Genomic DNA, 14,420 nt, shown 5'->3' with positions numbered 1-14,420 from the left:
ACAAGGAAGCGTTCATGTCTGATGAAAATGGCACAACAGCAGTGGTTATCACCAAACCCGTACGTCGTTTGAAAGTGGGCTATGTCAGAAAACGCCATGAAGATCGTAATACGGGTTTCACGCTCCGTATCAGTCGGCATGCCTCGCTAACGCTGAACGGCGACTGGCTGGAACAAGCGGGATTCCCTACCGGGACGGCAGTGAATGTTTCGGTGATGCAGGGGAAATTAATTATCGAGCAGGCAAGTGAAGAACAGAGTGTGTGAGGCTCAAAACAGGCCGGATGCCACTGGCATCCGGCGTTGGTAAGGTTACTCTTCTGGCGCTTCTAACCCGGAAAATCCACCGTGGCCTTCCCATCCGGCTAATCGTTGATAGACGGTCTCGACCGCATCTTTGATCGGCTGCGTCATCGGGTAATAAAAACCGACAATATCCGGCTGAATACCGAGGAAGATCACCTCGCCAACATCCTCTTTTAGCTGATCGACCAGATAGTTCAGCGGCATGTTGTGGGTGGTCATCATGAACATTTCAGCGATATCATCCGGGTCGATAATGCGGATTTCACCCGGGTTTAACCCCATGTCGGTGGCATCCACAATCAACAGACGCTGCGGGCGCAGTTCACGGATAGCGACGATATCGTTTTCCGGCGCGCTGCCGCCGTCGATGACAACCCAGTTGCCCTGAGGATTGGCAGCGCACATTTCCGCCAGTAGCGGACCCGCGCCGTCATCGCCCATCATGCTGTTGCCGACACAAAGTAAAACGTCAGTCACGGTGTCTCCTCACCATCAGATAGATGGCGCTTTCCTGGTGAATATCATGCAGCATGCTGAGCATCAGCTTGCTCCACTCCTGCTGCTGCGGAGTCTGCACGGCACGCGCATCATCAAACGCGCGCGCCAGCATTTGCACATGGTTGAAATCGATGACGATCTCGCCATACTTCGGCACGCCTTCCATTTTCCGCCGGGCTTCGCTGCCCTCGGCAAGGGTGGCTATCCAGGCCAGATATTCATCCCACGGACAGGTTAACGCCGCTTCCAGGCAATCGATGATCCCAAGGTGGTGACCAATCGCCAGGCTGTAATAGACAACCTGCTGCGCCTCTGCGGGCGTCGCATCGTTCTCATCAATAAACTTACGGCTCAGTTGACTGAACACCACCGTTTCACTCATCGGATACGCGCCTCTTCGACTACATGGTTAAGATGCGTGACGATTTCGGTCAGACGCGGATCGTTTTCCGCTTCCAGCCAGCGCGCCACCTGATGTTCACCCTGCCCTAACTGCGTCATATAGTCATCAGCAATCTGGCGACCGTAGCGGTAACCCGCCAGACGGCGAGCTTCGCGGTCCACCTTCACACGCAGCGGTTGAACCATATCCGGATGCAGAATTTCAGCGGGCTGTTCGTCCAGTTCACCTGGCGCACGCGCATGAATTTTCTGTTCCAGCAGACCCAGCGCCATCGCAAAACCGTACAGCGTTGCCGCAGGCGTCGGCGGACAGCCAGGAATATACACGTCCACCGGTACGATTTTATCCGTGCCGCCCCATACGCAGTATAAGTCGTGGAAGATACCGCCGCTGTTGCCACAGGCGCCGTAAGAGATACAAATTTTCGGATCCGGCGCAGACTGCCAGGCGCGCAGCGCCGGAGAACGCATCGCGCGGGTTACCGCGCCGGTAAACAGCAGGATATCCGCATGGCGCGGCGACGGTACCACTTTGATACCAAAGCGTTCGGCATCAAACAGCGGAGAGAGCGTGGCGAAAATTTCGATTTCGCAGCCGTTGCAGCCGCCGCAGTCCACACGATAAACATACGCTGAACGCTTGATGCTTTTCAGCAGCGATGCTTTCATGCTGGCAATGGATTCATCCACCGTCATCGGTACCGGAATACCGTTGGCGTCACGTGGGCCTAATAAATTGCTCATCAGCTGGCCTCTTTCATATGGCGAGTCAGTTCAATACGGTCAGACGGCACCAGACATTTCTGGCGCTTACAATCCGGGCAGGTCTCAAAGCTTTCACGGTGGTTTTCCGCGCGGCTGTCACCGTTGTGCTTGAGCAGCGCAATGGCGTAATCAATCTCTTTTTGTACCGCGAACGGGCGGTTACAGACGCGGCAGTTACACAGCGAAAAGCGAGACTGCTGCAGGAAATCTTCTTTCTTCCATACCGCCAGCTCATATTCCTGCGACAGCTTGATCGCCGCCGTCGGGCAAACTTCTTCGCAGCGGGCGCAGAAGATGCAGCGACCGAGGTTGAACTGCCACGCCAGCTCATTGGTAACCAGATCGGTTTCAACCGTCAGCGCATTGGATGGACACGCATTGACACAGGCCGCGCAGCCAATGCACTGCTGCGGATTGTGCTCGGGTTTACCGCGGAAATTTTTATCGACCGCAATCGGCTCCAGCGGATACGACGACGTCGGCGCCCCGGTTTTGATGACTTTTTTGATAAAGGTAAACATGGCGATTCCTTATTTCAGCGGCGAGTTTTTACGCTCGATGCTGTAGCGCTCAAGTTCTTTGTACGGTACGACTTTGCTCTTCTTCTTACGCACATCGACCACGGTCATACGGTCAGTACAGGAGTAGCAAGGATCGAGGCTACCGATAATCAGCGGGGCATCGGAAACAGTGTTGCCACGCAACATGTAACGCAGCGTTGGCCAGTTGGCGTATGTCGCCGCACGGCAGCGCCAGCGATACAGTTTCTGGTTATCGCCGGTCATGCTCCAGTGGATGTCATCGCCGCGCGGCGCTTCGGCAAAGCCCAGCGCGAAGCGGTGAGGAATATAGGTAAAGCCTTCCACCGCCAGCGGGCCGCCCGGCAGGTTGTCCAGACCAAAGTCGATCATGTTCAGTGCGGTATAGACTTCATTGATACGGACTTTAAGACGAGAAATGACGTCGCAACCCTGCTCGCTGTGCACTTCCATCGGCAGCAAACCATAACCCACAAATGGGTGATCGGCGCGGGTGTCACGCGCGTGACCGCTGGCGCGAACCATCGGACCGACGTTACTAAAGTCGCGGGCGATCTCCGGATCCAGACGACCAATACCCACGGTACGCTGTTCCATGTTCGGCGTGCTGAGCAGCATATCGACCAGTTCCTGCACCTCACGACGCATCTGCTGCGCCAGTTGACGGGTCTGGATCATATCGTCTTTCAGCAGGTCACGACGGATACCGCCGATCAGGTTCATACCGTAAGTTTTACGCGCCCCGGTGAGGATCTCCGCCATCTTCATCGACGTTTCACGCACGCGGAAGAACTGCATAAAGCCGGAATCAAAACCGGTGAAGTGACAGGCCAGGCCGAGGTTCAGCAGGTGCGAGTGCAAGCGCTCCACCTCCAGCAGAATGGCGCGGATCATCTGCGCGCGTTCCGGCACCACGATACCCATCGCATTCTCTACGGAGGTGGTATAGGCGGTGCTGTGGGCAAAACCGCAGATGCCGCACACGCGGTCCGACAGGAACGTCACTTCGTTGTAACCCATACGGGTTTCCGCCAGTTTCTCCATGCCGCGGTGGACATAGAACAGACGATAGTCGGCATCGATGATGTTCTCGCCGTCAACAAACAGACGGAAGTGACCGGGTTCATCGGAGGTCACGTGCAGCGGGCCAATCGGCACCACGTTATTTTTCTTGTCGCCCAGTTCGTTGATGAACTCGTAGGTTTCAGCATCCGTCGTCGGCGCCGGGCGTTGACGATAATCCATACTGTCTTTACGCAGCGGATACAGCTCGTCCGGCCAATCATCCGGCAGCACCAGACGACGTTCATCCGGCAAACCGACCGGGATCAAACCGTACATGTCGCGCACTTCACGCTCGCCCCAGACGGCTGCCGGAACGCGTGGCGTCACGGATGGGAATTCCAGCTTATTGGCATCCACTTCAACGCGGACGGTAATCCAGCACTTGGTGCCCTGCTCCATCGACATCACGTAATAAACGGCGTAATGGCCGCACAGCTGACGTTCGTCGTTACCAAACAGCACGGACAACCAGCCGCCCTGTTTGTAGTACAGGAACTCAACCACTTCCGGCAGGTAGTTCACCTTGACGGTGATCGTCAGCTGATCTTTGGTCTGCCAGGCTTCATCCAGCACCACGCCCGGAAAGGCCTGGTGCAGAGCGGCGAGATAGTGTTGACCTAATTTTTCTTCAGACATGCTCAAACTCTCTTAAATCACGCCACCAGCAAGGAGACGAACGCTAAAAACGCAAACCCAAAACCGGCCCAGGTCACGCGTGAAGTGGCGCAAAAACGCAGACGCGCCATGCTGTTTTCGAACAAGGCAATGACCAGCACGCCGAGGACCAGCTTGACGACGGCAATCACCAGCGCCAGCAGCAGCCCACCCGCGGTGAATGTCTCCATCTGTCCCCACGGCAGGAACACGCCGACGAACATTTGCAGTACGACCAATTGTTTGAGGCTAATGCCCCACTTCAGCACCGCAAAACCGCTGCCGCTGTATTCGGTCAATGGACCTTCCTGCAGTTCCTGCTCTGCTTCCGCCAGATCGAACGGCAGTTTGCCCATTTCGATAAAGGTGGCGAAAGCACAGGCGCACAGGGCCAGAATCAGCGGGATGCTGCGCGCAGCAGGCCAGTGGTAAACGGTATCGGCGATATTGCTGATATGGGTTGAACCCGCAACCTGCGCCGCCACCCACAGTCCCAGCAGCAGGATAGGTTCAACCAGCACGCCGAGCATCGCTTCGCGGCTGGCGCCAATCGCAGTAAACGGGCTACCGGTATCCAGGCCCGCGATAGAGAAAAAGAAACGGGCGATGGCGAACAGGTAAATTAAGGTGATCAGATCGCCCAATTGCGGCAGCGGTGAACCAACGGTCACTACCGGCAACGCGATGGCGATAGTCAGCATCACGCCCACCATCACAAACGGCGTCAGGCGGAAAACCCAGCTGGAATCCGCAGGCGCAATGCTCTGACGGCCCAGCAGTTTGATAATGTCGCGGTATTCCTGCAAAACGCCCGGACCGCGACGATTATGCAAACGCGCACGCGCCACGCGGGTCACACCGGACAGCAGCGGCGCAACGGCAAACAGCACCAGCGCCTGAATTAACGGATATAAAACACTCATTTTCAGGCTCCTCGTGAAACCACAATCACCACCAGCACCGCCAGCTCAATCAACGCCAGGCGACGAAACAGTACCGGGGCGGCCGCATTCTGCCAGCCCGGAACCAGTGATACCGGGTTCAGCCATTTACGCAGTTTGAGTACCGGGGCAAAGGCTTCTTTCACCGGCATGGCAAAACCGTGGGCGGTAATGACCATTGACTGCTCGTGATCGTAACCACACACCCATGCCGCACCGCGTGAACGCGACGGCAGACGGTTGCCTTTGAAAATTGCCATGATGATGAACGGCAGCAGCGGACACGCGATCAGCAGCAGCGTGATCATTGGCTGAGAAACGGTGGTGTTCGCGGTTTCCAGCGGCAGTGGAACGGCAGAGGAAATCATCGGCAGCAGCCATGGCGCAGCAACGCCGCCAATCACGCAGCAGATAGCCAGCGCAACCACGCTCACGCCCATCAGGATTGGCGCGCAGCAGGCATTTTCAGCTTCCTTCGTGCGCGGCGCGCCAAGGAACGTAACGCCATACACTTTCGCCATACACATCACCGCCAGCGCGCCAGTAATCGCCAGTCCTACCGCCAGCAACGGCCCTAACAGACGACCGACAAACGCACCGCTGTTGCCAAGCTTAAAGAAGGACTGATAGATGACCCACTCACCGGCAAAACCGTTCAGCGGCGGCAGTGCGGCCATCGCCATCAGGCCAACCAGCATCGCCAGAGAGATAATCGGCATACGTTTACCGATACCGCCCAACTTCTCGATATCACGATGACCGGTACGGAACCAGATGCTGCCAGCACCGAGGAACAGAACGCTTTTGAACAGGCTGTGGTTGACCAGATGATACAGACCACCGGTCAAACCCAACGCAATCAGCGCCGGTTGATTCAGTGAAATCCCGGTTACGCCAGCGCCCAGCCCCAGCAGAATAATGCCGATGTTTTCCAGCGTGTGGTACGCCAGCAAACGCTGGATGTTATGTTCCATTAGCGCATACAGACCGCCGACAAATGCGGTGATCATACCCAGCACCAACAGCGTAATGCCCCACCACAGCGGCGCGTTACCGCCCAGCAGCGACAGGGAGAGAATACCCAGCAGACCGACCTTCATGATCACGGTAGAAAACAGTGCCGCAGCCGGCGCGCTGGCGTTGGCGTGTGCCTGCGGCACCCAACCGTGCAGTGGGATAATCCCGGCCAGCAGGCCAAAACCCGCCACGCCCAGCAGCCAGATGTCAGACCCAAGCGGCAGCTCCTGGGTGCGCAGATCGAGCAGACGCAGTTCCAGCGTACCGTAGCGCTGCCACACCAGGTAGCAGGCAATCGCCAACAGCAGCGTGCCGACGCGCCCCAGCGCAAACCACAGCTTGCCTTCTTTACTGCAACCGGTCAGGAACACCGCGCACAGCGCCATGATTTCCGCCATCACCACCAGCGTACCGAGGTTGCTGGCAACCACCGCACATACCGCTGCGGCCATCAGCAGATTCACCAGCAGGCCGTTGGCTTTCACCTGTGGATGGCGATGCCAGTCAATGTTGTAAAGGCTGACAAACAGACCGCACAGGCCCAGAGTAATCAGCCAGATAGCGTTCAACGGGGTAATTTGCAGGCTGTGACCAATAAACGGCATCACACCGCTTACCGCCAGCGCGTTGGTCAGCACCATAAAACCCGCGCCAGCCGTACACAAACTGCCAACCGCACCGCCAACCCCTGCAATCCAGCCGCTCAGCGGTTTATGAAATGAAAACAGAAATGCCAGAACCGCAGCCGCTGTAAACCAGGCCACGCCGCTGTTAATCAGTGAAATTGCGTTCATTTTGCATCTCCACTTTGAGCCTGCTGAAACAAGGTGAGATCGCCGAAGTCGGTATTGAAAGTCAGCTCACGCTTACGTTTGCTGGCGCGGGCGATATCCATGTTGCTCACCAGATGCAGGGCTTTGGTCGGACACATGCGTACGCATGCCGGACCTTGCTCGTCAAAACTACACAGATCGCATTTCACCGCGATGGCACGAATGCCCGGAACCCAGTCCAGCAGCGTGCTTACGCGAGCTGGAGCTGGCGGGGCCGGCGGCGCTTTTGATGTATTGGCGTTTGCCGGGATATGCAGCGGACGGCTACCGGAAAACTCAATAGCGCCGAACGGACAGGCGATCCCGCACAGTTTGCAGCTTACGCACAGGCTTTCATTCAGCTGTACGGCGCCGTCAACGCGATTAATCGCATTAACCGGACAAACGGTAGCGCAAGGCGCATCTTCACACTGGTGGCAAAGCTGCGGCGCGGATTCTTTTTCATTTAACATCACTTTCAGGCGCGGCATTGACTGCAGGCCATGCTGGCGATGTGTCTCTGAGCAGGCGGCTTCACAGGTGTGGCAGCCAATACAAAGAGTGGAGTCAGCAATTACAAAACGATTCACCAGGCATTCCTCAGGTGATAGTCATTTTTGACGAAAACATGTCAGGCAAATGTCATTTCGACATTTTTCGACATGCCCATTCCCTAAACTGTCGTGACGCAGTATTAAAGCCGCGTCATGACAAACGTGGGCAGCACCCGAGGCTTACGCCGGGCTATGTCCCGCAACCAGCTGGCTTAAATTCACCGGCATATTGTTCTCAACCGCGGTGTACAGGCTGTCGTAGACACTGGCGATTTTTTCGAGATAGTGCTCCAGCACCTGCTCGCGATCGCGGTTGCTGATACGCTCATCAACTTTACCGTCGATGGTCAACTGTGCCTGTGCAATCAGTTGCTTATCATCACCCTCTTTCGTTTCGACGTAATACTCGATGGTGTGACTGTTGAAACCATCCGCCAGCGTGACGTAGATAACGAAGTGTTCAAAAAGGACAAAGCACAGATCTTTGTCCGGCGCGCAGCTCATCGCATGATGCAAACGCGCTTTCGACAGGGTGATCCCCTGAACCAGCGAGTTGCAGTAAATACGCCACTGGTCCTGTAGGCGACGATGCCGTTCAGCGATGTAATCGGCTTTTTCGCTTATTTCCCAAATAGTCATGTCAGGTTACCCGTTTAGCAGAGATGAACAGCCTTAAGCACATTTCATGCCAAAATTAATTTCCTTTATTTTCAATTATATAAAAAATCAAAGACGGGTGACGACGTGTCATTTCGTCATTGTCGTCATTGTCACGAATGAAAAAATTCAACCTGGCATGTTTATTGCTTTTAATACGGCAACTTCATAGGAGGCGGTATGCACGAAATAACCCTCTGCCAAAGAGCACTGGAATTGATTGAACAACAGGCCACGCAACACGGTGCCAAGCGAGTAACTGGGGTCTGGCTCAAAATTGGCGCATTTTCTTGCGTAGAAACCAGCGCTCTCGCCTTTTGTTTTGATCTGGTATGCCGTGGGACCCTTGCAGAAGGTTGTAAACTCCACCTCGAAGAACAAGAAGCAGAATGTTGGTGCGAATCTTGTCAGCAATACGTCACGTTACTGACGCAACGCGTGCGTCGGTGTCCGCAATGCAACAGCGATACGCTGAGAATTGTGGCCAATGATGGTCTACAGATTCGACGAATTGAAATAGGCGACGCCGAAGACTAATTCCGGTGGCACCTGCCAGGCCGGAGAAGACGCTTGCGTCGCCATCCGGCAAAAAGCCTGTAACAAGAAAGAGATCAGGAGTGAGCGATGTGTACGACATGTGGTTGCGCTGAAGGCAACCTTTATATAGAGGGTGATGAGCATAATCCCCACTCGGCGTTTCGCAGCGCGCCATTTGCCCCGGCGGCTCGCCCGGCGCTGAATATTACCGGTGTGAAAACCTCTAATTTCGCACCGAGCCAGACCGCAGAAGGCGACCTGCACTACGGTCATGGCGAGGCGGGTACCCATGCGCCAGGCATGAGCCAGCGCCGTATGCTGGAAGTCGAAATTGACGTGCTGGACAAAAATAACCGTCTGGCCGAACGTAACCGCGCCCGTTTTGCCGCTCGTCAGCATCTGGTATTAAACCTCGTCTCAAGCCCGGGCTCAGGTAAAACGACGCTACTGACCGAAACGCTGATCAAACTGAAAGACAGCGTTCCGTGCGCCGTGATTGAAGGCGACCAACAGACGGTCAACGATGCCGCCCGTATTCGCGCCACCGGCACCCCCGCCATCCAGGTCAACACGGGTAAAGGTTGCCACCTTGACGCGCAAATGATTGCTGACGCCGCGCCGCGTTTGCCGCTTGATGACAACGGCATTCTGTTTATTGAAAACGTCGGTAACCTGGTCTGCCCGGCCAGCTTCGACCTCGGCGAACGTCATAAAGTGGCGGTGCTGTCCGTCACCGAAGGCGAAGATAAGCCGCTGAAATATCCGCATATGTTTGCCGCCGCATCGCTGATGCTGCTCAATAAAGTGGATCTGCTGCCGTACCTCAATTTTGATGTTGAAAAATGCATCGCCAGCGCCCGGGAAGTGAACCCGGACATTGAGATCATCCTGATTTCCGCCACCAGCGGCGAAGGGATGGACCAATGGCTCTCCTGGCTGGAGACACAGCGATGTGCATAGGTGTTCCGGGTCAAATCCGTACCATTGATGGCAACCAGGCCAAAGTCGACGTTTGCGGTATTCAGCGCGACGTCGACCTGACGCTGGTCGGTAGCTGTGATGAAAATGGTCAGCCGCGTCTGGGTCAGTGGGTACTGGTCCACGTCGGCTTTGCGATGAGCATCATTAATGAAGCAGAAGCGCGCGACACGCTCGACGCGCTGCAAAATATGTTTGACGTTGAGCCGGATGTCGGCGCGTTGCTGTACGGCGAGGAAAAATAAATGCGTTTTGTTGACGAATACCGCGCACCAGAACAGGTGATGCAGTTGATAGAGCACCTGCGTGAACGTGCCGCTCTCCTCCCCTATACCGCTGAACGACCGCTACGCATCATGGAAGTTTGTGGTGGTCATACCCACGCTATTTTCAAATTCGGACTCGACCAACTGCTGCCCGAAAACGTGGAGTTCATTCACGGCCCTGGCTGCCCGGTTTGCGTTCTGCCGATGGGCAGAATCGACAGCTGTGTTGAAATCGCCAGCCATCCGGAAGTGATTTTCTGCACCTTTGGCGACGCCATGCGCGTGCCGGGAAAACAAGGCTCACTACTACAGGCCAAAGCGCGCGGCGCGGATATCCGCATCGTCTATTCGCCGATGGATGCGCTGAAGCTGGCGCAGGAAAACCCAACGCGTAAGGTTGTGTTCTTTGGTCTGGGTTTTGAAACCACCATGCCGACCACCGCCATTACCCTGCAGCAGGCCAAACAACGCGATGTGCAGAACTTTTACTTTTTCTGTCAGCACATTACGCTTATCCCCACGCTGCGCAGCCTGCTGGAACAGCCGGACAACGGCATCGATGCCTTTTTAGCACCGGGGCACGTCAGCATGGTGATTGGCACCGACGCCTATAATTTCATTGCCTCAGATTTCCATCGCCCGTTAGTGGTCGCCGGCTTTGAGCCGCTCGACCTGCTGCAAGGCGTGGTGATGCTGATTGAACAGAAAATCGCCGCCCAAAGCCAGGTCGAAAACCAGTACCGCCGCGTGGTACCGGATGCCGGTAACGCCTTAGCGCAACAGGCCATCGCTGAGGTATTTTGCGTCAACGGCGACAGTGAATGGCGCGGTCTGGGCGTGATCGAATCGTCTGGCGTTCACCTGACGCCGGACTATCAACGTTTTGATGCCGAAGCGCATTTTCAGCCAGCGCCACAGCAGGTATATGACGATCCGCGCGCGCGTTGCGGAGAGGTGTTGACCGGCAGATGTAAACCGCATCAGTGCCCGTTATTTGGTAAAACCTGTAACCCGGAGACCGCCTTTGGCGCACTGATGGTCTCCTCAGAAGGCGCATGTGCCGCCTGGTATCAGTATCGTCAGCAGGAGTGTGAAGCATGAACAGCGTACAACTCGCCCACGGTAGCGGCGGTCAGGCTATGCAGCAGTTGATCAACAGTCTGTTTATGGAGGCTTTTGCTAATCCGTGGCTGGCGGAACAGGAAGATCAGGCGCGTCTGGAACTGGCGCAGTTGGTTGCAGAGGGCGATCGTCTGGCGTTCTCTACCGACAGCTATGTTATCGATCCGTTGTTCTTCCCCGGCGGTAATATCGGCAAGCTGGCTATCTGCGGTACGGCGAACGATGTCGCCGTCAGCGGCGCGATTCCGCGTTATCTCTCCTGCGGGTTTATCCTTGAAGAAGGTCTGCCGATGGAGACGCTGAAAACCGTCGTCACCAGTATGGCGGCAACCGCACGCGAAGCGGGCATCGCCATCGTGACCGGTGATACCAAAGTCGTGCAGCGTGGCGCCGCAGATAAGTTGTTCATCAACACCGCCGGTATGGGCGCGATCCCCGCCAACATTCACTGGGGCGCGCAAACTCTCGGCCCTGGCGATGTATTGCTGGTTAGCGGTACGCTCGGCGACCATGGTGCAACCATTCTTAATCTGCGCGAGCAATTGGGTCTTGATGGCGAACTGGTTAGCGACTGTGCGGTGCTCACGCCGCTTATCCAGACGATACGTGATATACCCGGCGTGAAGGCGCTGCGTGACGCCACCCGTGGCGGCGTGAATGCGGTGACGCATGAGTTTGCCGCATCATGTGGATTTGGTATTGAGCTGTCTGAAGCGGCCCTGCCCATGAAGCCTGCGGTGCGTGGCGTTTGCGAGCTGCTGGGCCTTGATGCGCTCAACTTTGCCAACGAAGGCAAACTGGTGATTGCCGTTGAGCGTCAGGCAGTTGAAAGCGTGCTTGCCGCGCTGCGCGCGCATCCGTTAGGACGCGACGCGGCAATGATTGGCGAAGTAGTTGAACGTAAAGGGGTACGTCTTGCCGGACTGTATGGCGTGAAACGAACCCTCGATTTACCACACGCTGAACCTTTACCTCGTATATGCTAGCAGCCAGTTGGCAGCATGCTGTAAGCCGGATAAGACGCATTGGCGTCGACATCCGGCATTAACGCTGCATTATCGCCTGATGGCTTTGCTTATCAGGCCTACGGATTGCGTGACCGGTGAGTTTGCGGTCAGCCATCCGGCAATAATTTACGACTTATACCTATAATTCATTTACCGTTTTCGCACCGTTTTGCGGTGCTTTCCCTGGAAAAGCAATATGTCGTATACACCGATGAGTGACCTTGGACAGCAAGGCCTGTTCGATATTACTCGTACATTATTACAGCAGCCCGATCTTCAGTCTCTCAGCGAGGCGCTTTCACAGCTGGCCAGGCATTCCGGACTGGCCGACTGCGCGGCTATTGTCTTATGGCAGGCACAAACGCAACGTGCGCGTTATTTTGCGACGCGCGAAAATAGTAAACCTATCGATTATGAAGACGAAACGGTGCTGGCGCATGGGCCGATACGCCGTATCCTGTCGCGCCCCGACGCGCTGCACTGCAACTATCATGAGTTCACGGAAACCTGGCCGCAGCTGGCATCCGGCGGATTGTATTCTGAATTTGGTCACTACTGTCTGCTGCCGCTGGCGGCGGATGGGCGCATCTTTGGCGGTTGCGAATTCATCCGCAACGAAGACCGGCCATGGAGCGAAAAAGAGTACAATCGGCTCCAGACCTTCACCCAGATTGTCGGTGTCGTAGCTGAACAAATTCAGAGCAGAGTCAGCAATAACGTCGATTACGATCTGCTGTGCCGTGAGCGTGACAACTTTCGCATCCTGGTCGCCATCACCAATGCGGTGCTTTCCCGACTGGACATAGATGAACTGGTCAGCGAAGTCGCCAAAGAGATCCACCATTATTTCGACATCGATGCTATCAGTATCGTGTTACGCAGCAGTCGCAAAAATAAGCTGAGCATCTACTCCACCCACTATCTGGATGAGCATCATCCGGCGCACGAACAGAGCGAAGTGGACGAAGCAGGCACACTCTCTGAGCGGGTCTTCAAAAGCAAAGAGATGCTGCTGATTAACCTGAGCGAACGCGACGCCCTTGCTCCTTATGAACGGATGTTGTTCGAGACCTGGGGCAACCAATTACAGACGCTGTGCCTGCTGCCGTTGATGTCCGGCAATAACATGCTTGGCGTACTGAAGCTGGCGCAGTGCGAAGAGAAAGTCTTCACCACCGCCAATCTCAAACTGCTACGCCAGATTGCCGAGCGTGTGGCGATTGCCGTGGATAACGCCCTCGCCTACCAGGAAATTCACCGTCTGAAAGAACGTCTGGTTGATGAAAACCTGGCGCTGACCGAGCAGCTCAACAACGTTGACAGCGAGTTCGGCGAAATCATTGGCCGCAGCGAAGCGATGTACAGTGTGCTCAAACAGGTCGAGATGGTGGCGCAAAGTGACAGCACCGTATTGATTCTCGGCGAGACCGGGACAGGCAAAGAGCTGATCGCCAGAGCGATTCATAACCTGAGCGGCCGTAACGCCCGACGGATGGTAAAAATGAACTGTGCGGCAATGCCTGCCGGATTGCTGGAAAGCGATCTGTTTGGTCATGAGCGCGGTGCGTTTACCGGAGCCAGCACGCAACGTATTGGGCGTTTCGAACTGGCGGACAAAAGCTCACTGTTCCTTGATGAAGTGGGCGACATGCCGCTTGAGCTTCAGCCGAAGCTATTGCGCGTTTTGCAGGAACAGGAGTTTGAGCGTCTGGGCAGCAATAAGCTGATCCAGACCGATGTCCGTTTGATCGCCGCCACCAACCGCGATCTGAAAAAGATGGTCGCCGATCGCGAGTTTCGCAACGATCTCTACTATCGGCTGAACGTCTTCCCGATCCATCTGCCGCCGCTGCGCGAACGCCCGGAAGATATTCCGCTATTGGTAAAAGCTTTCACCTTTAAAATTGCCCGCCGAATGGGGCGCAATATCGACAGTATTCCCGCCGAAGCGCTGCGTACGCTGAGCAGTATGGAATGGCCGGGTAACGTGCGTGAACTGGAAAATGTGGTAGAACGCGCGGTGCTGCTCACAAGGGGCAATGTACTGCAACTGTCTCTGCCGGATGTTGTCGCTTTGACGCCTTCCACGCCGCCAGTGGCGACCGAAGTCGCACAAGATGGCGAAGATGAATACCAGCTGATCATGCGCGTGCTGAAAGAGACTAACGGCGTGGTTGCCGGCCCCAAAGGCGCGGCGCAACGACTGGGACTGAAGCGCACGACGTTACTGTCACGCATGAAGCGCCTGGGTATTGATAAGGATGCGCTGGTTTAACGGTTCGCCCGATGGCGCTTTGCTTA

16 protein-coding genes are annotated in these 14,420 nt (G+C 55.8%); 7 read left to right on the top strand and 9 right to left on the bottom strand.

Annotation, left to right across the window (positions count from 1 at the left end):
- Positions 1 to 14 precede the first annotated feature (14 nt).
- On the top strand, positions 15 to 266 hold the full coding sequence (locus ICA20_RS05455) for a SymE family type I addiction module toxin (protein WP_038633077.1): 252 nt from the start codon (positions 15 to 17) through the stop codon (positions 264 to 266).
- 45 nt (positions 267 to 311) lie between these two features.
- On the opposite strand, the gene hycI is transcribed toward ICA20_RS05455, so the two are convergent.
- The 9 genes from hycI to hycA all read right to left on the bottom strand — a co-directional run bounded on the left by hycI (position 312) and on the right by hycA (position 8,191).
- Positions 312 to 782, bottom strand: a complete 471-nt coding sequence (hycI, locus tag ICA20_RS05450; RefSeq protein WP_038633079.1) for a hydrogenase maturation peptidase HycI — start codon at positions 780 to 782, stop codon at positions 312 to 314.
- A complete protein-coding gene (locus ICA20_RS05445) occupies positions 775 to 1,185 on the bottom strand; it encodes a formate hydrogenlyase maturation HycH family protein (protein ID WP_003037385.1) in 411 nt (136 codons plus the stop codon). The genes hycI and ICA20_RS05445 overlap by 8 nt, the downstream gene beginning before the upstream one ends.
- Positions 1,182 to 1,949, bottom strand: coding sequence for a formate hydrogenlyase subunit HycG (hycG, locus tag ICA20_RS05440; RefSeq protein ID WP_003037388.1), 768 nt, complete (start codon positions 1,947 to 1,949; stop codon positions 1,182 to 1,184). The genes ICA20_RS05445 and hycG overlap by 4 nt, the downstream gene beginning before the upstream one ends.
- Positions 1,949 to 2,491 carry a formate hydrogenlyase subunit HycF gene (gene hycF, locus ICA20_RS05435; protein WP_038633082.1) on the bottom strand — a complete coding sequence of 181 codons (543 nt, stop codon included), beginning with the start codon at positions 2,489 to 2,491 and terminating at the stop codon, positions 1,949 to 1,951. Before hycF ends, hycG begins: the two co-directional genes overlap by 1 nt.
- 9 nt (positions 2,492 to 2,500) lie before the next feature.
- On the bottom strand, positions 2,501 to 4,210 hold the full coding sequence (hycE, locus tag ICA20_RS05430) for a formate hydrogenlyase subunit HycE (protein ID WP_006687169.1): 1,710 nt from the start codon (positions 4,208 to 4,210) through the stop codon (positions 2,501 to 2,503).
- Positions 4,211 to 4,227: 17 nt separating this feature from the next.
- Entirely contained in the window at positions 4,228 to 5,151 is a 924-nt protein-coding gene (locus ICA20_RS05425; protein WP_038633085.1) for a respiratory chain complex I subunit 1 family protein, read from the bottom strand.
- A gap of 2 nt (positions 5,152 to 5,153) precedes the next feature.
- Positions 5,154 to 6,980 (bottom strand): formate hydrogenlyase subunit 3, encoded by a 1,827-nt coding sequence (hycC, locus tag ICA20_RS05420; protein ID WP_038633088.1) that lies wholly within the window; start codon positions 6,978 to 6,980, stop codon positions 5,154 to 5,156.
- Positions 6,977 to 7,588 (bottom strand): formate hydrogenlyase subunit HycB, encoded by a 612-nt coding sequence (gene hycB / locus ICA20_RS05415; protein WP_038633091.1) that lies wholly within the window; start codon positions 7,586 to 7,588, stop codon positions 6,977 to 6,979. Before hycB ends, hycC begins: the two co-directional genes overlap by 4 nt.
- Positions 7,589 to 7,732: 144 nt before the next feature.
- The gene (gene hycA, locus ICA20_RS05410; protein ID WP_038633094.1) at positions 7,733 to 8,191 is read right to left on the bottom strand and encodes a formate hydrogenlyase regulator HycA; all 459 of its coding nucleotides are present in this window, start codon (positions 8,189 to 8,191) and stop codon (positions 7,733 to 7,735) included.
- A 198-nt stretch (positions 8,192 to 8,389) separates the two neighbouring features.
- On the opposite strand from hycA, the gene hypA reads away from it, so the two are divergent.
- The 6 genes from hypA (at position 8,390) to flhA (ending at position 14,394) form a co-directional block, all read left to right on the top strand.
- The gene (hypA, locus tag ICA20_RS05405) at positions 8,390 to 8,746 is read left to right on the top strand and encodes a hydrogenase maturation nickel metallochaperone HypA (protein ID WP_038633097.1); all 357 of its coding nucleotides are present in this window, start codon (positions 8,390 to 8,392) and stop codon (positions 8,744 to 8,746) included.
- 87 nt (positions 8,747 to 8,833) lie between these two features.
- Positions 8,834 to 9,706: a hydrogenase nickel incorporation protein HypB gene (hypB, locus tag ICA20_RS05400; protein WP_038633101.1), complete on the top strand. Its 873-nt coding sequence runs from the start codon at positions 8,834 to 8,836 to the stop codon at positions 9,704 to 9,706.
- Positions 9,697 to 9,969, top strand: coding sequence for a hydrogenase 3 maturation protein HypC (hypC, locus tag ICA20_RS05395; protein WP_038633103.1), 273 nt, complete (start codon positions 9,697 to 9,699; stop codon positions 9,967 to 9,969). Before hypB ends, hypC begins: the two co-directional genes overlap by 10 nt.
- Positions 9,970 to 11,091, top strand: a complete 1,122-nt coding sequence (gene hypD / locus ICA20_RS05390) for a hydrogenase formation protein HypD (RefSeq protein ID WP_038633106.1) — start codon at positions 9,970 to 9,972, stop codon at positions 11,089 to 11,091.
- The gene (hypE, locus tag ICA20_RS05385; RefSeq protein ID WP_038633109.1) at positions 11,088 to 12,098 is read left to right on the top strand and encodes a hydrogenase expression/formation protein HypE; all 1,011 of its coding nucleotides are present in this window, start codon (positions 11,088 to 11,090) and stop codon (positions 12,096 to 12,098) included. The genes hypD and hypE overlap by 4 nt, the downstream gene beginning before the upstream one ends.
- 217 nt (positions 12,099 to 12,315) lie before the next feature.
- Positions 12,316 to 14,394: a formate hydrogenlyase transcriptional activator FlhA gene (gene flhA / locus ICA20_RS05380; RefSeq protein WP_038633112.1), complete on the top strand. Its 2,079-nt coding sequence runs from the start codon at positions 12,316 to 12,318 to the stop codon at positions 14,392 to 14,394.
- Positions 14,395 to 14,420 lie beyond the last annotated feature (26 nt).

It is taken from the genome of Citrobacter sp. C5_2 (assembly GCF_014596845.2).
In the GTDB taxonomy this organism is placed as follows: domain Bacteria; phylum Pseudomonadota; class Gammaproteobacteria; order Enterobacterales; family Enterobacteriaceae; genus Citrobacter; species Citrobacter werkmanii.
This window is presented reverse-complemented; position numbering and strand designations above follow the sequence as displayed.